Annotated in this window: 21 protein-coding genes; 10 read left to right on the forward strand and 11 right to left on the reverse strand. The window is 62.8% G+C overall.

What is annotated here, in order from left to right; all coding sequences use genetic code 11:
* Positions 1-9: 9 nt before the first annotated feature.
* The 5 genes from ACSW29_RS15355 to ACSW29_RS15375 all read right to left on the reverse strand — a co-directional run bounded on the left by ACSW29_RS15355 (position 10) and on the right by ACSW29_RS15375 (position 4,800).
* A complete protein-coding gene (locus ACSW29_RS15355; protein WP_230814446.1) occupies positions 10-1,227 on the reverse strand; it encodes a sensor histidine kinase in 1,218 nt (405 codons plus the stop codon).
* Positions 1,224-1,610, reverse strand: a complete 387-nt coding sequence (locus ACSW29_RS15360) for an MmcQ/YjbR family DNA-binding protein (protein ID WP_317827391.1) — start codon at positions 1,608-1,610, stop codon at positions 1,224-1,226. The genes ACSW29_RS15355 and ACSW29_RS15360 overlap by 4 nt, the downstream gene beginning before the upstream one ends.
* Positions 1,611-1,614: 4 nt before the next feature.
* Entirely contained in the window at positions 1,615-2,829 is a 1,215-nt protein-coding gene (locus tag ACSW29_RS15365) for a lipase family protein (protein ID WP_317827392.1), read from the reverse strand.
* A 15-nt stretch (positions 2,830-2,844) separates the two neighbouring features.
* Positions 2,845-4,488, reverse strand: coding sequence for a Na+/H+ antiporter (locus ACSW29_RS15370; protein ID WP_317827393.1), 1,644 nt, complete (start codon positions 4,486-4,488; stop codon positions 2,845-2,847).
* A gap of 120 nt (positions 4,489-4,608) precedes the next feature.
* Positions 4,609-4,800 (reverse strand): antitoxin, encoded by a 192-nt coding sequence (locus ACSW29_RS15375; protein WP_448277629.1) that lies wholly within the window; start codon positions 4,798-4,800, stop codon positions 4,609-4,611.
* 179 nt (positions 4,801-4,979) lie between these two features.
* Between ACSW29_RS15375 and ACSW29_RS15380 the strand changes: the two genes are divergently transcribed.
* On the forward strand, positions 4,980-6,122 hold the full coding sequence (locus tag ACSW29_RS15380; protein ID WP_448277630.1) for a diguanylate cyclase domain-containing protein: 1,143 nt from the start codon (positions 4,980-4,982) through the stop codon (positions 6,120-6,122).
* 5 nt (positions 6,123-6,127) lie between these two features.
* On the opposite strand, the gene ACSW29_RS15385 is transcribed toward ACSW29_RS15380, so the two are convergent.
* The 3 genes from ACSW29_RS15385 to ACSW29_RS15395 form a co-directional block, all read right to left on the reverse strand.
* Positions 6,128-8,632, reverse strand: a complete 2,505-nt coding sequence (locus ACSW29_RS15385) for an HAD-IC family P-type ATPase (RefSeq protein ID WP_448277631.1) — start codon at positions 8,630-8,632, stop codon at positions 6,128-6,130.
* A gap of 76 nt (positions 8,633-8,708) precedes the next feature.
* Positions 8,709-9,824 carry an MBL fold metallo-hydrolase gene (locus ACSW29_RS15390; RefSeq protein WP_448277632.1) on the reverse strand — a complete coding sequence of 372 codons (1,116 nt, stop codon included), beginning with the start codon at positions 9,822-9,824 and terminating at the stop codon, positions 8,709-8,711.
* Between the two features lie 62 nt (positions 9,825-9,886).
* Positions 9,887-10,618: an enoyl-CoA hydratase gene (locus ACSW29_RS15395; RefSeq protein ID WP_003940192.1), complete on the reverse strand. Its 732-nt coding sequence runs from the start codon at positions 10,616-10,618 to the stop codon at positions 9,887-9,889.
* Between the two features lie 112 nt (positions 10,619-10,730).
* Between ACSW29_RS15395 and ACSW29_RS15400 the strand changes: the two genes are divergently transcribed.
* A complete protein-coding gene (locus ACSW29_RS15400) occupies positions 10,731-11,834 on the forward strand; it encodes an NAD(P)-binding domain-containing protein (RefSeq protein WP_317827398.1) in 1,104 nt (367 codons plus the stop codon).
* Entirely contained in the window at positions 11,831-13,273 is a 1,443-nt protein-coding gene (locus ACSW29_RS15405) for a phospholipase D-like domain-containing protein (RefSeq protein WP_317827399.1), read from the forward strand. The genes ACSW29_RS15400 and ACSW29_RS15405 overlap by 4 nt, the downstream gene beginning before the upstream one ends.
* 4 nt (positions 13,274-13,277) lie before the next feature.
* Here ACSW29_RS15405 and ACSW29_RS15410 read toward each other — a convergent pair whose 3' ends face one another.
* Positions 13,278-13,820: a DUF6630 family protein gene (locus tag ACSW29_RS15410; RefSeq protein ID WP_448277633.1), complete on the reverse strand. Its 543-nt coding sequence runs from the start codon at positions 13,818-13,820 to the stop codon at positions 13,278-13,280.
* Positions 13,821-14,170: 350 nt separating this feature from the next.
* On the opposite strand from ACSW29_RS15410, the gene ACSW29_RS15415 reads away from it, so the two are divergent.
* The 6 genes from ACSW29_RS15415 to ACSW29_RS15440 are packed head-to-tail and all read left to right on the forward strand — an operon-like array spanning position 14,171 to position 19,743.
* Positions 14,171-16,951, forward strand: a complete 2,781-nt coding sequence (locus ACSW29_RS15415) for an ATP-binding protein (RefSeq protein WP_448277634.1) — start codon at positions 14,171-14,173, stop codon at positions 16,949-16,951.
* Positions 16,948-17,364 carry a roadblock/LC7 domain-containing protein gene (locus tag ACSW29_RS15420; protein ID WP_003940329.1) on the forward strand — a complete coding sequence of 139 codons (417 nt, stop codon included), beginning with the start codon at positions 16,948-16,950 and terminating at the stop codon, positions 17,362-17,364. Before ACSW29_RS15415 ends, ACSW29_RS15420 begins: the two co-directional genes overlap by 4 nt.
* Positions 17,365-17,369: 5 nt before the next feature.
* On the forward strand, positions 17,370-17,744 hold the full coding sequence (locus ACSW29_RS15425) for a DUF742 domain-containing protein (RefSeq protein ID WP_448277635.1): 375 nt from the start codon (positions 17,370-17,372) through the stop codon (positions 17,742-17,744).
* Positions 17,725-18,312, forward strand: a complete 588-nt coding sequence (locus ACSW29_RS15430) for a GTP-binding protein (protein WP_347874456.1) — start codon at positions 17,725-17,727, stop codon at positions 18,310-18,312. The genes ACSW29_RS15425 and ACSW29_RS15430 overlap by 20 nt, the downstream gene beginning before the upstream one ends.
* Before the next feature lie 40 nt (positions 18,313-18,352).
* Positions 18,353-19,147: an MHYT domain-containing protein gene (locus tag ACSW29_RS15435; protein WP_230814459.1), complete on the forward strand. Its 795-nt coding sequence runs from the start codon at positions 18,353-18,355 to the stop codon at positions 19,145-19,147.
* Positions 19,148-19,200: 53 nt separating this feature from the next.
* Entirely contained in the window at positions 19,201-19,743 is a 543-nt protein-coding gene (locus ACSW29_RS15440; RefSeq protein ID WP_448277636.1) for an AAA family ATPase, read from the forward strand.
* Positions 19,744-19,750: 7 nt separating this feature from the next.
* On the opposite strand, the gene ACSW29_RS15445 is transcribed toward ACSW29_RS15440, so the two are convergent.
* Both ACSW29_RS15445 and ACSW29_RS15450 read right to left on the reverse strand, forming a co-directional pair.
* Positions 19,751-20,209 (reverse strand): GNAT family N-acetyltransferase, encoded by a 459-nt coding sequence (locus ACSW29_RS15445; RefSeq protein ID WP_448277637.1) that lies wholly within the window; start codon positions 20,207-20,209, stop codon positions 19,751-19,753.
* 56 nt (positions 20,210-20,265) lie between these two features.
* On the reverse strand, positions 20,266-20,853 hold the full coding sequence (locus ACSW29_RS15450; protein WP_230814462.1) for a helix-turn-helix domain-containing protein: 588 nt from the start codon (positions 20,851-20,853) through the stop codon (positions 20,266-20,268).
* Positions 20,854-20,924: 71 nt separating this feature from the next.
* Between ACSW29_RS15450 and ACSW29_RS15455 the strand changes: the two genes are divergently transcribed.
* The gene (locus ACSW29_RS15455) at positions 20,925-21,953 is read left to right on the forward strand and encodes an NAD(P)/FAD-dependent oxidoreductase (protein ID WP_448278158.1); all 1,029 of its coding nucleotides are present in this window, start codon (positions 20,925-20,927) and stop codon (positions 21,951-21,953) included.
* Positions 21,954-21,959: the final 6 nt, after the last annotated feature.

Genomic DNA, 21,959 nt, shown 5'->3' on the forward strand with positions numbered 1-21,959 from the left:
AGGCGAGAATCAGACGTGAATCCCCTGCTTGAACTTGGGAACACGCATACTGACCTTCGTTCCCGCGCCCGGCGCCGTCTCCACCACCAGCCCGTAGTCGTTTCCGAACGCGGCGCGAAGCCTGTCGTCGACGTTGGCCAAGCCGACGTGAGCGGCTTCCCGCGCGCTGGGTCGTCCTGATCCCGACTCGATGGCGTCGAGCGAACCGGAACGCAGTAGTTCGGGATCCATCCCCACACCGTCGTCCTCGACGCTGATGATGCAGTCCGGTCCCTCGTCCGCGGCCACGATGGTGACAGTGCCGCCCTCCGGCTTACTCGAAATGCCGTGACGAACCGCGTTCTCGACCAGCGGCTGGAGAGCCAGGAAGGGAAGGACCACGTTGAGCACTTCGGGTGCAACCTGAAGGCGGACGTTCAGCGCCTCCCCGAATCGCGCGCGTTCGAGAGTCAGATACCGATCAATGTTGCGTAGCTCGTCGGCGAGCAGGGTGAACTCGCCCGCTGATCGAAACGAGTACCGGGTGAAGTCCGCGAACTCGAGAATCAGTTCCCTGGCACGCGCCGGGTCGGTCCGCACGAACGACGCGACGGTGTTGAGCGCGTTGTAGATGAAGTGGGGACTGATCTGCGCGCGCAGAGCCCGCACTTCCGCTCGATCCAACAGGGCCCGGGACGCGTCGAGGTCGGCGAGTTCGATCTGACTGCAGGCGTACCGAGCGACCTCGGTGACCGCTCCGAGCATTCCCGGCCACGGATCTTCGCTGGTGACGATTCCCATCACCCCGACTACGCCGATGTCCTCGATCAACAGGGGCTGAGCGATCAGCGCTCGCACGCTGTGATCGCTCGATCCGCGCACCAGGTCTGCGTGGGTGACGAGCACCCGGCGCTCGCCTTCGATCGCGCGAATGGCGGCGTCGTGGAACTGATCGGCCAACGCTTCGTGACGACCGTCCCACGCCAGCAGATTTCCCGACGCGTCAGCCAGGCCCAAGCCGGCGCCGCCGGTCAGCTCGCGCAGGTGAGGCGCCGCCTCCGCCGCCGAATTCTTGTCGAGTCCGCGCCGAAGTGGCCGCGCAGCAAGCGAAGCCGTGTGGAGCGCCGCGTGGACGGCACGCTCGGTGGGGGTAGTCACCTCACGTCTGGTGCGCATCCACACCGCGGTCAGCGCCCCGGCCACCGCGAGAATCAGCACGCTCAGAAGCGCGACTACGGCCGGGCTCAACGCGAATCCTCGTCCAGTTTCCGGGTCAGAGTTTTCGGAGCCACCGTGCGGTACGCATCTTCGACGACGTCGGCGACGTCGTTCCAAAATTTCTCGTCCTCGGTTTCGTCGGCGCTCGGCACGTCGAGGTACACGCCGATCCATCCGCGGCCACCCACGTACGGCGGGACGAAGAACCTCGACGGATCGCGGCTGACCCAATCTGCCTGCGCCCCAGATGGTGCCGCGGCCCAGATCGCGAGACGATCGTCGTGGTGGTGATCTGCCATGGTGACGAACTGCGGCGCCTTGCGCACGAACCACGACACTTCACCGTGGCTGACTCGCTCGGTTGCCTCCGGCAATGCCAGTGCAAGGGCGCGGATTCGCTCCAACGGCGTCATCGATTCACGACCCGCAGGTATTCGGCGCCGGCACACCTGCAAATCGATCCTTGACCCACGCAACAGCTCCCGGCACGGCGGCGCCGTCCGCGTGACCCTCGCCCGGCCGCGCCTGGAACTCGATGACGTCACCCTCGGCGCAGGCGCGTTCGACTGCCGCCTCGGTCCATTCCGGACGGATGAGGTTGTCATTGGTACCGACGACGACGTACATGGGACCGCTCGCCCGTTGACGTGGGAGAGCAACGTCGCTGAGCCACGCGTGAATTCGATCCGCGTCCTCGGCGGTAGCGGGCCGGGTATCGGCCGGAGTGACCTTTCCGACAAGACCCAACTTCTCTGTCGCGCGAGAGGTCAGGCACGAGGTGAGCAGTTCGTAGTTCTGCTCGAATGCGCCACGCACGTAGTCGGTTCGTTCGAGTTCGGGATGGGTGAGGGAGAGTCCTTCGAGCACGTACGGGAGCAGCAGCTGCTGTGGGAGAGACAGATTGACCTCGGAATCACTCGAGATGATCGGTGAGATGTCCGCTGCCGGGGACAGGTTTGCCGCACCCACGAATTCGAGGCCGTCGCCGTAGGTGTCGGCTTCCTCGGCTGCTGCCCAGGAGGCCTGCCCGCCTTGGGAAAGCCCCAGAGTTGCCCACCGAGTCGAGGTGTCCGGGACTACGTTGCGCGCCGCTCGAACCGCGTCGATGACGTTGAACGCCGCGGTGTCGGGTTGCAGGTAAGGATGCGGATCCGGAGTGCCGAGGCCCTCGAAGTCGGAGACAGCGACAACGTATCCCGAGTCGAGGAACGGCGCGACCAGACCGATCGTGCCGAAGAGAGTCGGCGACGTCGACGGCGCACAGTCGTCCGAAATACCCGTCGTGCCATGGCCGATGGAGACGATCGGCCAGCCACCCTCCGGCGGCGTTCCAGCCGGCGTGAACACCGTTCCCGATACCTGAGTCTCCCGGCCGTCGATGCCGGAGGTGGAGCCGTACAGGATCTTGACCGCACGCGCTCCGGACGCCGCCACTTCCGCTGTGCTGGTGAAAGGTTGACTGTCGAACACGACGCCGCGTTGAGCACTGCTCTCGACCGGCGGGGTGGTGGTCTCGGTGTCGGTGACAGATATGTCAGGCGACGTATCCGATCCACAGGCGACGCTCACGAGAAGTACGCTCGCCACCAGCACTGCCCAGCCTGCGCGAACTCTCGAACTCCGAACCGTCATACGCAGTGTTCCCCTCTATTTGCCCGCGCTGCCTGCTCGGCGACGCCTGACACGTTCCTCGGCTGCGGCCTCTTCGATGTCGAGTCCTTCCAATACGGTACGCAATACCTCGTCGTCGAGATCGCCCTCGTCACGTGCGGCGATCAGCGCAACTCGCTGCGAGCGCAATGACTGATGCCGGAACTTGTCGAACAACGCTCCCGCGTTCCACAGGACAGCCTCGCGATCGGCGTCTTCGTCGACCTCCTGGAGTTGAAGCCTCGCCTGCATCGAACGCCGCACACGTTCGACGATTGCCTGCAGTTCCTTTCCGTCGATCCCCGGCGGAGGGTGCGCCGCAGCGTCGGCCAACGCCTCCTCACCGGCCTTCCGAGAAATGTTGCGTGCCAACTCCATCTGTTCCTGCGTGCGCAACTGCTCGTAGGGATCCGCGACGTCGAGGCGACGAATCATGAACGGCAGAGTCGATCCCTGAATCAGCAAGGTCCCGACCGCGACGATGAACGCGATCGCCTGGATGACGCCGCGTCCGGGGAACGGCTCGCCGGACGAGAGCGCGAACGGAATACCGCCGGCGGCAGCAAGCGTGACGACGCCGCGCATACCCGCCCACGAGACCACCAGATTCTGTTTCCACGTCAGTTGATTCTCGCGATCGCGGCGCAGGGTTACACCGAATCGAACACGCGAGTAACTCAAGAACAGCCACAGTGGCCGAATCACGATGACCACGGCCAGGACTGCGAGACCGTATGCGAACACGTGAAGCACCGGAAGCCCGTCGGCGACAACATCGTCGATCACGAAGCTCAGTTGTAGACCCATGTACGCAAAGACGAACATCTCGAGGAGAGTGTCCAGGCTCGACCACACCGAGCGTTCCTGCAGTCTCGTCATGATCGACGCATCCGTCGAATAGTGCCCGATCACCAGGCCGGCTACCACGACGGCCAGAACACCGGACGCGTGCAGTTCTTCGGCGGCAAGGTACGCAGCGAACGGAAGCACCAGCCCCAAGCCGGTTTCGAGTGGAGAGTCGTACATGCGGGCACGAACGAACTTGACGACGAACGCGAGCACCAAGCCGACGACGACGCCACCGATCACTTCGTACGCGAAGAACAGCAGGGGCGAATCTGTGGCAATTCGCGTTCCGGTCACTGCTGCAACAGCGACGGTGAAGAGCGTCAGCGCGGTGGCGTCGTTGACGAGTCCCTCGCCCGTCAGGATGGCGATGACCCGTTTCGGGAGCCCGAGTTTCTGGCCGACTGCCACCGCGCTGACGGCATCGGTCGGCGCGATCACGGCCCCGAGCACGAGGGCGGCGCCGATCGTGAACTCGGGCACCATCCATTCGGCGAAGAAGGCAACCACGAACGCCGTCACCAACACCATTCCGACGCCGAGGCGCAGGATCGGGGCCAGGTTGCGTTTGAAGGTCGCTACCGAAAATTTGAGAGCGGCCGAGTAGAGCAGCGGCGGCAGGACCACACCGAGAATGACGTGGGGGTCGAGTTCGGGTCGCGGCATGCCGGGTATGAACGATGCGGCCGAACCTACCGCCACCAAAACCAGCGGTGCCTGCAGGTTTCGCCGATTGGACAGCCCGGTGACTGCGATGGCGGCAATGACAACCAGCAGAATCCAGGTGAAGTTCACGCGTTCATTCTGCCCGCCGACCCTGGGAGTTCACCCAGCGGACGCACAGAAGCCCGCGACCATTTCGGTTACGGGCTCCTGAGCAACGGTGTTACCGAAACGGTGTTACCGAATCCGGTATTACTGCTGTTCGGGAACAGCCTTCTTGGCGGCCTCGGCTGCCTTGTCGATCTTATCGCCGTACTTGTTGCCGGTCTTGTCGTCGGCGATGTCGGCGACCTTGTCGATCGCGTCGTGAACCTTGTCGGAGTTCTCCGCTGCGAGCTCCTGGCCCTTTTCGACCAATCCCTTGACGTTGTCCAAGAAACCCATGTCCGTGTCCTCTCCCGGTGCTGACGCACATCCTTCGGCGGAATCATTCCTCCGCGCCCTTCGATTCTCACAGGTCGACGGCCTCTGCGCCAGAAAGCAGGTCCGCGCGCACGAGCCGCGCGATACTCGAGGTAGCGTTAACCCGCCAATAGCTGATTGGCCACCCATCGACTCGACAGGTGCCCGGTTTGAATGCAGGACTGCGAGGGGCGGGGAGCAACCTCCACCCGACGCGTGAACTGCTTTCTCGTTGGTGGTCAGACCACACTGATTACTCCTGGCTCCCCCGGTTCCACGACGTCCGCGGGCTGACCGTTCCCGGACGCAAATTGGTTGCCGTGTGGTGTTTCCTCTTCGCCCTGATCGCGGCGACCATGCAGTTGAGCCGCTTCGGTTCCGACACTGCCCTTGCACGATCGGTACTCACTGTCGGAACGATCAGCGGGATCTACGCGGGATGTCGTTGGGCACGAAACGAATCGTGGCCCACCTGGCAACAATCAGTGGCCTTTCTCGTGTGGGCCGACCTGTGGCTCGCCGTCTCTCTCTTCTTCGCCGTACGCACCGCTTTCGTCGGAACCATCGGCTGCATCCTGTTCATCATGATCGGCTTCTACGCGGCGATTGTTCACAGCCCTCGCGTTGCCATCAGTCACATCGGCTGGGCTCTTGCTGTCTGTACGACGCTCGCTACCATGGCGATGTCCGAGCCGGTCAACGACAACTGGGTGGTCGCGAACCTCTATCTGATGGTTGCCGGTGTGGTTTTCTCCACCGCCTGGATTCTGCAGATCGTCTGGCTGCGCCTGACCGACGACGCACGCAACGCCCACCGGGACTACCTCACCGCGACACTCAATCGCCGCGGACTCCAGGACGAGGCGCAGCATCTGCTGCGCAGTGATCGAACGCAGGCACTGATCGCACTACTCATCGACGTCGACTCGTTCAAGAACCTCAACGACACACACGGCCACGTCGCGGGCGACGATGCGTTGACGGCTGTCGCCGACCGCCTCATCGCTGCCGCCGGACCCGATGCGGTGGTGGCGCGAATCGGCGGGGACGAGTTCGTCGTCCTGCGCGGAGTCGATCGAGGAGATATCGAACAGGTCGCCACCGAGATTCATTCAGCGGTCTCGTCCGACTCCGATCCCTATCCTGTTTCCGCCAGTACCGGTGTCAGCGTCTATCTGAGTCGCGAGACGGACTTACCGGATCGAGCTGTCAACGACCTGATCGAGCACGCAGACAATGCGATGTACCGGGCCAAGAAGCGCGGCGGCGATCGCATTGCCTGGGTGCAGATGTTCAGGCGCTGAACTGGTTACTCGCTGTGAGCATGGTGATGCTCGCCGGGTAGGTCGTCAGGCGTGGCGAACATCTTCCGCTTCTCCCCGTGAATACGTGCACTGATCCACCACGAGAGTTCCACCAGTACAACGCCGATCGCGCCGAGGGTGATCGCGAGCGTCGTCGCAGCGACGTTGCTCGGATCCAGTTTGAAGAACTCTCGGGTGAACGGCAGAGCGAACAGAATCAGATAGCCGGCCACCGATCCACCGATCAGAACGAGCTTCCACCAGACGTACGGCCTGGCCACGACCGCCAGAACCCACACGGCGATCATGATCAACGTGATGAGCGCGCTGGTTCCGGCCTGGATCTTCTGGGTCTCCGTCTGGTCCGGGCCTTGGTAAGCCAACACGTAGGAGATGAACGTGGTGATGCCGATGATCAGACCGGACGGCAGCGCCAAGCGCATGACGCGGGAGACGAACCCGGTTCGCGCGCGCTCGTTGTTGGGTGCCAGAGACAAGATGAAGGCCGGGATACCGATCGTGAACCACGCTGCGATCGTGACGTGGCGGGGTAGGAACGGGTACGGCAGCGGTTCGAAGTCGAAGGCCTGGGACAGGACGCCGGTGATACCGATCAGGAATGCGAGTACCACCGAGTAGACGGTCTTGGTCAGGAAGAGATTCGACACGCGCTCGATGTTGCCGATCACTCGGCGGCCTTCCGCGACGACGTACGGAAGCGTCGCGAACTTGTTGTCCAGCAACACGATCTGGGCCACCGCTCGCGTGGCCGGGCTACCCGAGCCCATCGAGACTCCGATGTCGGCGTCTTTGAGGGCGAGAACGTCGTTGACGCCGTCACCGGTCATCGCGACGGTATGTCCGCGAGACTGCAAGGCCGCGACCATTTCCCGCTTCTGATCCGGCCGCACGCGACCGAACGTCGTTGCGCCGTCGAGCGTGTCCGCCAGCTTTTCCTGATCGCTGGGCAGCTCCCGTGCATCGATCGGACGGTCGCCGCCTTCGAGTCCGAGTGACCCGGCAACGGCGCCGACGGAAACCGCGTTGTCGCCGGAAATGACCTTGACCGCGACCTTCTGGCTGGCGAAGTACTCCAACGTCTCCTGTGCGTCCGGACGCACCTTCTGCTCGAGTACGACCAGAGCTTCGGGGGTGACGGTGCCCGGTGCGTCGGCGTCGTCGACGGGGAGGTCGCTGCTGCCGAGCATGAGGACACGAAGCCCGCTCGATCCCACTTCTTCGGCCTTGCGGGCCATCTCCGAGTCCGGATCGAGCAGCACGTCCGGGGCACCGAGTACCCAGTTGCCGTTACTGCCGTACGACTGGCCGCTCCACTTCTTCGCCGAGGAGAACGGCGCCACCGCGGTGGCTTCACCCCAGCCGGGATCGTCGGAGAGCGACTCGCGAATCGCCAGCACACTCGCGTTGGGGCGAGGGTCGGACGCAGCCATCGCGCTCAACGCGGACTTGACCGCAGACTCCCCCGAACCGCCCGGTGCGACGTCGACCTCGGACAGACGCATGCCGTTCTCGGTCAGGGTTCCGGTCTTGTCCGCGCACACGACGTCGACACGGGCCAAGCCTTCGATCGCCGGCAACTCCTGAACGAGGCACTGGCGCTTGCCCAATCGGATGACGCCGACCGCAAACGCGATGGAGGTCATCAGCACCAGACCTTCGGGAACCATCGGAACCAGCGCTGCCACCATGCCGTTGAGTGCCGGTCGGATCGGCAGGCCGATGGTGAAGAGCTGATTGAAAATGATCAGCGCACCCGCCGGAATCATCAGGTAGGTGATGAATTTCAGGATCTTGTCGATACCGCTGCGCAGTTCCGAGTGCACGAGAGTGAACTTGCTCGCCTCTTCGGCAAGCTTGGCCGCGTATGCATCGCCGCCGACCTTGGTGGCTCGGTATGCGCCACTGCCCGCGGCAACAAAACTGCCCGACAACACTTGCTGGCCACTCGCCTTGTGAACCGGATCGGCTTCACCCGTGAGGAGCGATTCGTCGACCTCGAGTGCGGCGGAACTGACCACTTCGCCGTCGACGACTATCTGGTCACCGGACCCGAGTTCGATAATGTCGTCGAGCACAACGTCTTTGGGTGCCATTGCCACGGCGACGCCGTCACGCCTGACCATCGGCTTGGCCTGACTCACGATGGCCAGTGCGTCGAGCGTGCGCTTGGCGCGGATCTCCTGGATGATGCCGATACCGCTGTTCGCGATGATCAACAACCCGAACATGCCGTCGATGATCGAGCCCGTCGCGAGCACGATCACCAACAACACGGTCAGGATCGCGTTGATGCGAGTGAAGACGTTGCCGCGAATGATGTCCTTGACCGAGCGAGACGCCCGATCCGGCACGTCGTTGGTTTGCCCCGACGCTATCCGGGCCGCAACCTGATCGGCGGTCAAACCGCGGGCGACGTCGACGTCGTCCGGCAATCGCTCAGGCGCTACCGCCACTGCTGTCTCTTCTGAACTGGTGTGCTCGTGAGCCATGGTCAAAGATTACGCACCCGGAGCAACTAATCAGAGTTCGACTCGACGGGCAACCACGTCCGCGGCCCTTCTCCGCTCAGCCCAGTGGTATCCACCACTTCGACGGAGGTGTCGGCGACAACGCGTCGATCCTGCCGCCCGGCATCGGAACCGACACGGTCGTGCCTGCCTCTGCGGCCGACTCGCTGAGGCGAATAATCGGCTCCGACCACGAGTGAAACGCGAGGTTGAAGGTCGCCCAGTGAATCGGGACGAATACACCGCGCGAACCGTCGCCCTTGTTGAGGTCGATGTGCGTCTGCACCGCCTCTTCGGGATTCATGTGAATGTCCGGCCAGCGCACGTCGTACGCGCCGACGGGGAGAAGCGTCAGATCGAACGGCCCGTACGTTGCACCCAACTGTTCGAATCGGGACGTGTATCCGCTGTCACCGCCGAAGAAGACCCGGTGCTCGGGACCGGCGAACACCCACGACGCCCACTGAGTCGTGTTCCGAACAAGACCACGACCGGAGAAGTGACGAGCCTCGGTGCACGTGAGAACCAGGTCGCCGACTTTTGTCGACTCGTCCCAGTCCAATTCCACGATCCGGTTCTCGGGCACCTTCCAGTGCCGCAGGTGAGCCCCGATACCGATCGGCACGACAAACGGAGCAGTCTGGGTACGAGTCAGCGTCTTGACCGTAGCCATGTCGAGATGGTCGTAGTGATCGTGAGAGATGACTATCGCATCTACTGCAGGCAGTTCGGTCAATGCCACCGGAGTGGGGTGCATCCGTGCGGGACCTACTGTGGCCGAGGGTGATACGCGCTCGCTCCACACCGGATCGGCGAGAACACGGTAACCGTCGACCTCGACGAGAACGCTCGAATGGCCATACCACGTCACCGCTGCGTCGCCGGCTACCGCCGGTGCCAGCGGAGTGGCCAACGGAATCGGCTGACGCGGCCGACCCGTCGACCCTCGCGTTGCCATCGACTTGAACATTCCGGCATCAGTGCCGGGCACCAGTGTGCTGCTGGGCTCCGAGTTGTGGAACTGGCGGTCCCGATATCGCGGAGACATCGCCGCATACGGTTGCACCGTGTTTCGCGATGCCCCGATCTGCGTCGGGATTCCCCATGCGGCTCGCGCCACCCACCCCGTCGCCGCGGCAACAGCAGCAACTCCGAGAACCGTCGTCTTCTTCATTCAGACGAGCGTAGCCACTATCCGTCCTGCGTGCCCGGCGCCTGTTTACCCTGCAACAGGCTTTACTTGCCCTTGAATACGGGAGGGCGGTTCTCGATGCGGGCAGCGCGGGCTTCCTGGACGTCCTCGCTGAGCCAGGCGGCGTGAAGAGCGTCGAGCTGCTCGGGAGACTGCTCCTCCATGGTGCCGTCGTCGTTGAGGACCATCTTCATGTGCCGCAACGACAGCGGTGCGAGATTGGCGATGCGGTGTGCCCATTCCTGGGCGTCGTCGAGGGTGCCGATTTTGTTGGCGAGGCCCCGAGTGAAGGCTTCCTCAGCGCCGATCTGTTCGATACCGAGCAGGATGGTGCGCGCGGGACCGCCGCCGACCAGCGACGCGAGCCGACGCATCGTCCACTTGTCCACCGAGACACCGAGGGTGGCTGCCGGGATTCCGAAACGAGCGCTCGGCGCCACGACGCGCAGATCCGACGCGATGGCCAGCTGCGTCCCGGCACCGATGGCCGGACCGTTGACGGCAGCGATGACCGGGATGGGCGCCGTGTCGATAGAGCGAAGCATCTCGAACAGGCGATCGGTGAAGCCCTCCATGTAGACGTCGCCGGAGAGATCTGCCCCTGCGCAGAATGCCGATCCTTCACCGGTGATGACGACGACGTGCGCATGCTCGGCGACTGCTGCGTTCATCGCGTCCCGAATCGCAATGCAGAGTTCCGCGCTGAGTGCATTGCGACGCTCGTGACGCTGCAACTCGATGGTCACGACGTTGCCGTCACGGGAGAACCCGATCATGTCCGCTCACTTTCGTTTCTGGAAGGCTCGACACAGGGATGTTCCGAGGCGCCGATACCGTCCGCATACTTCTCTGCAGCTAAGTTCTGTACATCAGGAGGTTAGATTACCGATGAGTACAGACGACCTTGCCTCACAGGAACCGCACCCGGTTGACGTGGTGGTGATCGGCGCCGGACAGGCCGGACTTTCCGCCGCGTACTACCTGCGCAAGTTCGGAATCGAACCCGAATCGGGTTTCGTGGTGCTCGATCATGCGTCCGGGCCGGGCGGGGCGTGGCAGTTCCGCTGGCCGAGCCTGACACTGAGCACCGTCAACGGTGTGCATGATCTCCCGGGAATGTCCTTCGCGGAAACCACCGGCACCGACGCGGAACAGGTGCCTGCATCCGTCGCGGTCCCCCACTACTTCGAACTGTACGAAAAGCAATTCGAACTTCCCGTCCACCGCCCGGTGCACACACGAGTGGTGTGCCCGAGGGAAGAGCGACTGCGGATCGAGACCGACCACGGAGTGTTCGCGGCGCGAGGCTTGATCAATGCGACAGGAACCTGGGAGCGGCCCTTCATCCCCCACTATCGCGGGGCCGAATCATTTCGTGGCCGACAACTCCACACGAAGGACTATCGAACCGCCGCGGAGTTCGAGGGCAAACATGTGGTCGTGGTCGGCGGCGGTATCTCGGCCGTCCAACTGCTCGACGAGATCTCACGCGTCACGACGACTACCTGGGTGACGCGTCGTGAACCGGAGTTCCGCGACGAGCCGTTCACTCCGGACATCGGCCGCGCCGCGGTTGCCATGGTCGAGGATCGTGTACGACGCGGTCTGCCTCCGGGATCCGTCGTTTCGGTGACCGGTCTCCCGGTGACACCGGCCATCCGCGCAGCGCGAGAGCGCGGTGTCATGAATCGACTCCCGATGTTCTCCGAAATCCTTCCGAACGGCGTGAAGTGGGCCGACGGTACTGTCATCGATGCCGATGCGATCCTGTGGTGCACCGGTTTTCGCAGCTCACTCGATCACCTGGCACCTCTGCACCTGCGAGGACCAGGTGGCGGAATACCGATGACCGGACGCCTCGCCACGCAGATCGAAGCCGACCCTCGCGTGCATCTGGTGGGATACGGGCCGTCGTCGTCGACGATCGGAGCCAACCGCGCCGGCCAAGCGGCCGCCCGCGAACTGACGTCTTACCTGGGAATCGGCGAATGAACAGAATTCTTGTTCCGGGCGAAACCTGCTGGCGCATCGAGCCGGCCGACAATCTGGCCTGCATCGTCGACGCCGATGACTACTTTCATCACGCGAAGTCCGCAATGCTGCAAGCCGAGAAGCGAATCATGTTGATCGGCTGGGATTTCGACACGCGCATCAAACTCGAGCCAGGCAAGCAGACGCTCGACGGCCCCAACCGATTGGGGATGTTCCTCCGCTGGCTCGTCCGCGAGAAAACCGATCTCGAAATCCTCGTACTCAAATGGAACATCGGCGCCTTCACCGCAATTGGGCGCGGCATGACTCCCGTCTTCGTGTCCAACTGGTTGACCGACGAGCGTCTTCGGTTCGAGATCGACGGCGCCCATCCAGTGGGCGCGGCGCACCATCAGAAGATCATCGTCATCGACGACGCTCTGGCGTTCTGCGGCGGCATCGACATGACGGTGGACCGCTGGGACACCTCGGATCACGTCGACCGAAACGATTACCGGATCACTCCGAGCGGAAGGCGTTACGGCCCCTGGCATGACGCGACCACGGCGGTCGACGGCAATGCGGCGGCGGCCATCGGCGAATTGGCGCGGGCACGCTGGAAATCCGCAACCGGCGAGGATCTGACACCGGTCGAGAGCACGGCGACTCCGTGGCCCGTGAATCTGGCGCCCACCTTGCGGGTTGTCGACGTAGCCGTCGCCAGAACGCTGCCGGAACTCGGCGAACGCATCGAGGTACGCGAGATCGAGGCGCTCTATCTCGCGGCCATCGCCGGGGCCGAACACACGCTGTACATCGAAAGCCAGTACCTCGCCTCACGCACGCTGGCAGAGGCGATTGCCGCGCGCCTGCGTGAGGACGACGGACCGGAGATCGTTCTGGTCATTCCGCGCAATGCCGACGGATGGCTGGAACAAAAGGCGATGGACGGAGCGCGCCACGACCTGTTGCATCTGCTGTGGTCCGCCGATATCCATGATCGGTTCGGTGCGTTTTATCCCGTGACCTGTTCTGGCGCACCTATTTACGTACACGCCAAGGTTCTCGTGATGGACGATCGCCTCCTGCGAATCGGGTCGTCGAACCTCAACAACCGTTCGATGGGCTTCGATACGGAGTGTGACATCGCCGTCGAATCCGACGACGACGCGGACGTCGAGTTGCGGGCCTCGATCATCGGTTTGAGGCGCCGTCTACTCAGCGAGCACCTCGACGTCACCGAGGAAGAAGTCGACGACGCGTTGGGTGAGCAGTCACTGTTGTCGACGGTTCGCGCTCTCTCGACCTCCGACGCCCGCAGTCTGCGCGAATTCGACCGGAACACAGTGGACGGCGAAGACCACGTGCTCGCTGAAAACGCGCTGATGGATCCCGAGCGCACGCCGCCCAGACTGAGCGACCGAATCGAGGGATTCCGTCGTCTGCTCGGTAAACGCTGAGACACTAGAACACGCGCACACAGTGCCCGGTTGCCAGCGCGAGTTCGACGAGCGATTCGGCCTGAACACTCGGGATCAGCACCACGAGAAAGGTATCGCTGTCGCTGTCGAGCCAGGCAACGGAAACTCCTGACACGGCGATGTTGGCGCCGACGCCGGCAAGAAGCGTTTCGAGGCCAGCGGTGCGGTCATAGGCTGCGCCAAGCTCGTCCGCCCATTTCCATGAGTGGGCCGCTCCGAGTGCAGACTTCAGCTGTCGCAGTCGACCGAGAACCTCGGCAGCGTCCTCGTTCCAGTCCACCCAGACCAGGAGTTCATGTTCGTGCAATGCGTCGACGAGAGCAAACCACGCCATTTCCGGGTGCGGCTTCTCGAGCGTCTGTAAGTACAGTTCGTTCTGTACCTCGACATACCGTTCCGGGTAGTCGATTGCGAGAGTCACACGATCGATGACGGCGGGGCTGTCAGGTGCGAGCAGTTCGGCGATCGCACGCAACGCGTCGCGAGCAGGTCCACCCACTATGGCTCCAAGGTTCGATTCGGTCATCGGTGCGGTTACCACAGTCTGACATGCGAGTGCGCCTTGTTCGGACGTGTCTCGATGTCGGGACACGAGCCAGATGCTTACCGCGAATTCCACCGATTCCCGAGCAGCGCTGCTCGCCAAGCTACCAAATTGGACTATCCGGCTATCCCATTCGCCGCACTTGTCCGTTTACCATTTCACCTGGCCTTACAATCCGGATATAGTCATCGGCGATCCAAGAATCCAACTGGTATGTAGCGAGCCAGCGAACAGTCTGTTACCGTTCAGCTAACTACTCCTTCTGGTCAAACCGGATCGAAGGGGTTCGGGCAATGACCCACGGGGGTTGACGTGAAGGGGCCATGTTCCGCATGAAACACGATTCACACACGACAACCTCTTGGTGGTCGATCGGCGAATGGCGCCTGGGCTGGAAAGTCATCGCCGTTCTCGCATTGCCGATGATCGTCGCCGTTGTCCTCGGCGCGCTTCGAGTTCAGACAGAACTCGAAGAAGCCGCACAGCTGAGTTCCTCGTCCGAGCGTGCCCTCGCAGTGCCCGCCGCGATCAACCTCGAATCCGCGCTGTACGAACTCGCCGAAGCCGCATCGGCACGCACTGACACCGGCCCGGCAACACAAGCAGTTTCGGACGCAATGGACCAACTGGTCGACGCCGCGCGCGCGTTCCAGTCCGACGACGACCTCAACGACCAAGTAACTTCGGCGCTCGCCGAGAGCCGTTCCATCACCGAGGAGATCGCCGCCGGCGCGGTGGCTCCCGCACGCTTGGTTTCGCGGGTCGGCGAAGTCTCGCGCGCGCTCTCGAACACCTTCACCAGCGTCGTCGAGCATTCTCAGCGTCCGGCGCTGCGCGAAGAGGGTGGCCGACTCTCGGCACTCTGGGATGCGCGACGAGCGCTTGCCGAACAACGAATCCTCTTCGGCTCAGGTGATCCGGACCAGCAGGCTCGTACGTCGATGGTCAGTGCTGCCGGTGCCGAACTGGTCGCTCTGAACAACATTCTGGCCATCGACGGGAGTAACGACACCGTCCAGACCCTCAGCAACTCTGCTCAGAACCGGATCAACGCCCTCGGATCAACTCCGTCGACCTCTCCTCTGGGGAGCCGCGTGGGCGCCGATCTGAAATCCGGAAACGACCAGTACAACAGCCTGACCGACACCACCGTCACCGAGTTCGGCGACACCGTCACCGCTGAATCCAATGCAGCACGAACCGCAGCACTTCGTGACACTGCAATTGTGCTCGGCGCGGTCCTGCTGGCACTGGCCATCGCCCTCGTCATCAGCCGATCGCTCATCGATCCGATCCGCCGGTTGCGATTTGCCGCATTGCAGGCAGCACGACGCGGACTTCCCGACGCGATCGAACGAATTCGCGCAGGTGCAAGTACCGACGAACTCGACTTCGCCCGTGTCCCGATCCGCACCCACGAGGAAATCGGCGAGCTTGCGCGCGCGGTGGACGACATGCACGGTCAGGCCATCACGCTTGCCGGCGAGCAGGCCACCCTGCGGCGCCAGGTCAACGACATGTTCGAAACGCTGTCGAGGCGTAACAAGTCCCTCGTCGACCAGCAACTCGGTTTGATCGAACAGTTGGAGCAGGACGAAGACGACCCGCGTCGCCTCGAGAATCTGTTCCGGCTCGATCACATCGCCGCGAGAATGCGTCGAAACGGCGACAACTTGCTGGTTCTCGCCGGAACCGATGTACGCCGCGGCAGGACCGCCCCCGTCGCTCTCGGCGATACCCTTCGCGCCGCGGTATCCGGCGTCGAGGAGTATCGACGCGTCGAACTTGGGCAGATCCCGCCCGGCGTCGTCACCGGTCATGCTGCCCCGGACGTCGTTCACCTCATCGCTGAGCTGCTCGACAATTCTCTGCGGTACTCCCCACCGGAGACCACGGTGTCTATCAACGCTGCCCGCACTGTCGACGGCTCCATGATCGTCGAGATCGCAGATCTGGGTATCGGCATGTCGCCTGCCGATATCCTCGATGCCAACGAGCGCCTCGCCGCCGGCGGCGAGATGAGCGCGGATACAGCGCGTCGCATGGGTTTGTTCGTCGTGAGCCGAATCAGCCGTCGCTACAACATCTCTGTGCGCCTGCGCCCGACGGCAACGTCGTCGACGCACAGCGGCATCACCGCAACGGTGCTCCTACCGACGTCGATACTCGATTCTTCTCGGGGACCCGAGATCCGCACGCCGCGAACCGGACCCGTTCCCACGCTCGATCGGACTCCCCCTCCCACACCGCCTGCACCGTCATGGTCACAGCCCGTCCCGACCGAATCCGCACCCCCGCAGCCTGCGACCAGAAGTTTCACTGATCTCCCGCGTCGGACGCCCAGTAACAGTACCGATCGGACTGAGACGTTCGCCCCGATCACACCGCAATCGACGCCGACGGCAACAGCGCCTTCGGGGTTACCACGTCGCACCCCGGGCACAAGTGGAGTACCGGCGGTCAGTACCTCGACACCAACCACTCCAGCACCCGCTACGTCGGTGTCGTCCTTCGCTCCTCTGCCCGATCCCGAAGGCTCAAGCGCATCGACGCCCCTTCCCGTTCGTATCCCGCCGCCGCCGCGGCACCGGCTCTCAGCCCCGACGCCGACAAATACTGCGGCGTTCTTCTCGTCGCGTACCCGTGACGGGCTCTCTGCTCGTGAATCGGCGCGCGCTGACGGCGCGGGCGACGGCAGCTCGAACGGCGCTCCCACTGCCCCGACCACGATGCCGATTTTCGCCCGGATGGTGTCGGAGTGGCTCGTGGATCCGACGGCGGAGACTTCAGCGGCTTCCACCGGCAGTTCGTGGACCACCGACGCGGATCAAGGCTGGCTGGCCGCTCGGACGTCGTTCGAAATGCCGGTTACCAAGATCGCCGATTCCGGACTCCCTATCCGAGACCGCGGAGCCCGCCTGGTTCCTGGTGCCGTCGGCGGGGGCGGTACGACACAGCGCCATGCATCCAATCCGGCGGACGTCCAACGTGGTTGGAGCAGTTACCAATCCGGAGTACAACGAGGGCGTCGGCATGCCGCCACCCACCAGTTCGATGGCGGACAGTCTTTCGAAGCGTCCACGATGTTGCACAACGATGAAGGAGAACAGTGAACACTGTCGGAGCCCAAGAGACTCCCCGCGCACTCGACTGGCTGGTTTCGGCTTTTGCCCGAGACGTGCCGGGTGTGAGTCACGCGATCATCGTCTCAGCCGACGGCTTGTTGACGGCCTCGAGCACACACCTTCCGCTCGACCGGGCGGATCAATTAGCCGCTGTCACTTCCGGACTAGCCAGCCTGTCCGCGGGTGCATCACGCCTCTTCGACGGCGGGGCTGTCATGCAGTCCGTCGTCGAGATGGAGAACGGCTACCTGCTTCTCATGGGCGTCGGTAGTGGCGCTTACCTTGCCGCACTCGCTGTCGCTGGATGCGACATCGGCCAGATCGGTTACGAAATGGCGACTCTCGTCGATCGCGTCGGGACCACCATGGACATTGCCCCGCGAACATCGCAGGGTATTTGAGTTCGATGCCTCGCCATCAATCCGAGCACAACGACGCCGCACCCAGCTTGGTCCGGCCCTACGCGCTCACGGAAGGTCGGACCCTGCCGTCCATCGACCTCCCGCTCGAAGCGATCATCGCGACGATCGAAGACGTGGACTCGAACAACCTTGCACCGCAAGATATTCGTGCATCGATCGTCGCACTCTGCGAGCAGCGGATCTCGATTGCCGAGATCGCTGCCCACCTGGGTGTTCCGATCGGAGTCGTGCGGGTACTGGTCGCCGACCTCGTAGTAGCCGGATCACTGGAAATACATGCCACTCTGCGAAGCGACGCATCTCGAGTCGAGCGACGCGAACTGATCGAAAGGACCCTCAGTGGACTTCGGGCACTCTGACTCATCGTCTCGCGTGAAATCGACAAAAATCGTGATCGCCGGGGGTTTCGGTGTTGGCAAGACGACGCTTGTGGAAACTGTCTCCGAAATCGTCCCCCTTCGCACGGAGGCCATGGTCACCGACGCCAGCGACGGGATCGACAATCTCGGTTCCACTCCCGACAAGAGCACCACGACGGTCGCGATGGACTTCGGGCGCATCACTCTCGCCGACGACCTGGTCCTCTATCTGTTCGGAACCCCGGGACAGCGCCGATTCTGGTTCATGTGGGACGACCTCATCACCGGTGCGATCGGTGCGGTCATTCTGGTCGACACACGTCGCCTGGAAGACAGCTTCGCCGCAGTCGACTTCTTCGAGGCGCGAGGCCTCCCGTTCATCGTGGCGGTCAACCGCTTCGACGGCGCACCAATCCATTCGGCGAGCGATCTCCGCCAGGCGTTAGCTCTACCCAACCGCGTTCCCATGATCGAGATCGACGCCCGAAACCGCGAATCGGCCAAACGCGCGCTGATCGCCGTCACCGAGTACTCCCTCGAACGACTTGCAGCTGAAGCAGTCGTCTAGATGAATCACCAGATGCGAATCGTCGCCGAAAGGAACTGGCATGTCGGATGAAATGCACCATTTCTCGATGGGAATCTGGCTGCTCGGGCTCGCCTACGTCGTGTCCGTGGTCGGGTCGGTAGTCGGCCTGGCGTGCACCAGGCATTCAGCGTCGGCGACGACAACCGCCACACGCATGCGATGGCTCGCTATGGCTGCCTTGTCGATCGGTGGCGTCGCCATCTGGCTGATGCATTTCATCGCCATGCTCGGCTTCGCAGTCCCCGGCAGTCCGATTCGATACAACCTCGGATGGACCGTGATCTCCGCGATCATCTCGGTAGGGGCCGTGTTTGTCGGCCTGCTGATCATTGGGACCGAATTTCGCTGGACGCGGCTTCTGATCGGGGGCGTGGTGACCGGTCTCGCCGTGAACATCATGCATTACACGGGTATGCGCGCCTTGCGCTTTCAGGGCGAGGTGCACTACGACCTGATCTTCGTTGCATTGTCGGTTCTCATCGCAGTCGTCGCCGGAACCGCTGCACTGTGGTTCACCATGGTGCTCGAGTCCACGATTCTCCGTTTTGTCGCCGGAATCATCATGGGTGTCGCCGTCGTCGGTATGCACTACACCGGAATGGCCGCGGTCGAGGTTGTTCACGACGCGGCAGCCCAGGCGCCGCAGGGACTCGAAGTATTCTCATTCCTCTTCCCTGTCTTCGTTCTCGGCCTGCTGGCGTTGGCAGTTCCGATTGTCGCAGTGCTGACAGCACCCAACCGTGCGACGGCACGAATGGAATCCGCCGCCGACGATCTGGCGTTCGAAGCACGAGAATTCGCGATCTCGAGCTGAGCAGAGTACGAGGCGAGTTTATGTAAATCGACGACGCCCCGTACATTTCAGGGATGGCGGATGCCGGACACAACCCCCACCCATCGACCCGCGCAACGCTGGTCGTGATCGGTGGTTTGCCGGCCACCGGCAAGTCGACGATCGCGCGGGCGCTTGCTCAGCATCACAAGATTCCCTACGTGCGGATCGATACCATCGAACAGTCGCTGATCCGCAGCGGTATCGCTGATGTATCCGGGACCGCTGGATACATCACCGGGTACGCGCTTGCCGCCGAACAATTGCGACTGGGACTCTCGGTCGTGGTCGAATGCGTCAACCCAGTCGAGGCGACACGAGACGCCTGGTCCGCTACCGCACAACATAATTCGGCGCGCTTGCTCAGTGTCGAGGTCATCTGTTCGGATCCCGACGAGCATCGCAGACGCGCTGAACGGCGAGTGGTCGACATCCCGGATCTTGTACTACCCACGTGGCAGGAAATTCTGGATCGAGACTACGAGCCGTGGACCACGGAACCGCTGGTGCTCGACACCGCAATCACGGACTCCGACAGTGCAGTACGACGTATCACTGCCAGAATGTTCACCGAATGAGAGCTGCTCACAGGGCGAGAACGAAGAATGCACTGTTCGGATCTTCGCGGTAATTCGCGAACGGTGGACACGGCACGAACCCGAATTTCGCGTACAACCGCCGAGCTGGATCGAAGTAGTCCTGTGTGCCGGTCTCCAATTCGAGTTGCCGGTAACCTCGTTGTCTCGACGCGTCCACGACGTGTTGAAGAAGTCGCGTTCCCACGCCACGCCCCCTCGCTGCCGATGACGTTCGCATCGACTTGATCTCGCCGCCGGTCGACGACCGTTCCTTGAGTGCTACGCAACCGAGTAGCTCGTCAACTTCGCTCCACAGCGTCCACATGGTCACGGAGCTATCCCTCAGCCCGGTGATGTCCAGCGCGTGAACACTGTCCGCGGGCGAGGTCGCATGCATGTCCGCGAGGTGCTCGGCCAGTAGAGCCAGGACCGCGTCCCGACTCAGGTCGTCAGTTTCGATTCGCACAGATCCTCACTGTTCTCTTCGCCTCCGGCAGCATCGAATGAAAGTATGACTGTCCGTCACTTCGCCGAAGGCTTGGCCCGAACGTGAATGCGTTCTCCTTGTGGGCCGAACAGACTCAGCACTTCGACCGGGCCTTTGCCGTCACTGCCGAACCAATGCGGATTTCGGGTGTCGAATTCAGCAGCTTCACCCGTTCCCATCACGATGTCGTGATCGGCCAACACCAATCTCAGCTTCCCCGACAACACGTACAGCCATTCATAGCCGTCATGCACCTGCGGGTTGGGCTCGGTCTGGTTTGCCGGGATGGTCATCTTGAATGCCTGCAGCCCACCCGGTTGCCGAGTCAGCGGCAAGACCGTTCGCCCACTGACGCTTCGAGGCGCACTCTGGATACGTGGATCGGCGACCTGTGGCGCCGCCACCAACTGGTCCAACGGCACTTGGTGGGCGAGCGCGATCGGAAGCAGCAACTCCAAACTCGGGCGACGCTCCCCCGCTTCGAGCCTCGACAGGGTGCTCTTCGAAATACCGGTGGACTCGGACAGTGCTGTGAGCGTGACGTTCCTCTGTGTACGAATGCGTTTGAGGCGCGCGCCGATCTGCGAGATGGCGGCATCGATGTGCGGACCGTTGACATTCATGGTCCGAGTCTGACGACGATTCCCAGAAATGGCAACAATAGTTGCTGAGCGATCTCGTCCGCGGGCAACCTGTGCTCATGCGAACACAGACTGAAACACAGGTCCTCGACACCGTGATCGTCGGTGGTGGAGCCGCCGGACTCAGCGCAGCCCTGGTGTTGGGTCGTGCTCGGCGCTCGGTCGCCGTCATCGATTCCGGCAAGCCGCGCAACGCACCGGCGGCACACATGCACGGCTTCCTCTCGCGGGACGGCATGGCGCCAGGTGAGTTGCTCACCGTCGGACGCAGCGAATTACAGACGTACGGAGTGGAATTCAAACGCGATGAGGTAGTCGACATCTCCTGGCGCGGTATCGAACCCGGCTTTGTCGTCGAACTGTCGGGAGGCAGGACGCTCGAAACTCGCACTGTGCTGGTTGCCACCGGCCTACGGGATTCACTCCCGGAAATTCCAGGCATCCAAGAGCTTTGGGGACAAAGTGTGCTCCATTGCCCGTACTGCCATGCGTACGAGATCAGCGACCAACCAATCGGCATTCTCGGCGGCGACGCTCGCGAAATGTCAGTTCACCAGGCGTTTCTACTCCGACAGTGGTCGCCGGATGTGACGTTCTTCCCCCACAAGATCTCGCTCACCCCCGACGAACGCGCACGACTGGCTGCGCGAGGGGTGACGGTCGCAGACGGATCAGTTACCAGATTGGTCTGCGAGAGAGAGCAACTGAAAGGCGTCGAACTCGACAACGGCCAGTTGGTTGCGCGCTCAGCACTGTTCGTTGCGCCGCGTTTCGTTCCGAACGACGCACATCTGACGCACCTCGGCTGCATAACCAGCCCCACGGGATTCGTGGCTGTCGATCATTTCGGCGCCACCAGTGTTCCCGGTATCTGGGGCGCTGGCAATGTCGTCGACCCTCGCGCGCAGGTAATCAATGCTGCGGCTGCAGGTTCAAGCGCGGCGATCGCGATCAACGGATACCTGGTCGAGCAGGACGTCGAATCGGCTCTTCGTTCGTCCGAGCCTGCGGGTGGTTTCCCGGCGGTCATGGAGCAACGTGTCTGCGAAATGAACGGCGGCAGTACCCTCCACGGCTTCTGACCGAGG

This window comes from Rhodococcus sp. GB-02 (assembly GCF_053470465.1).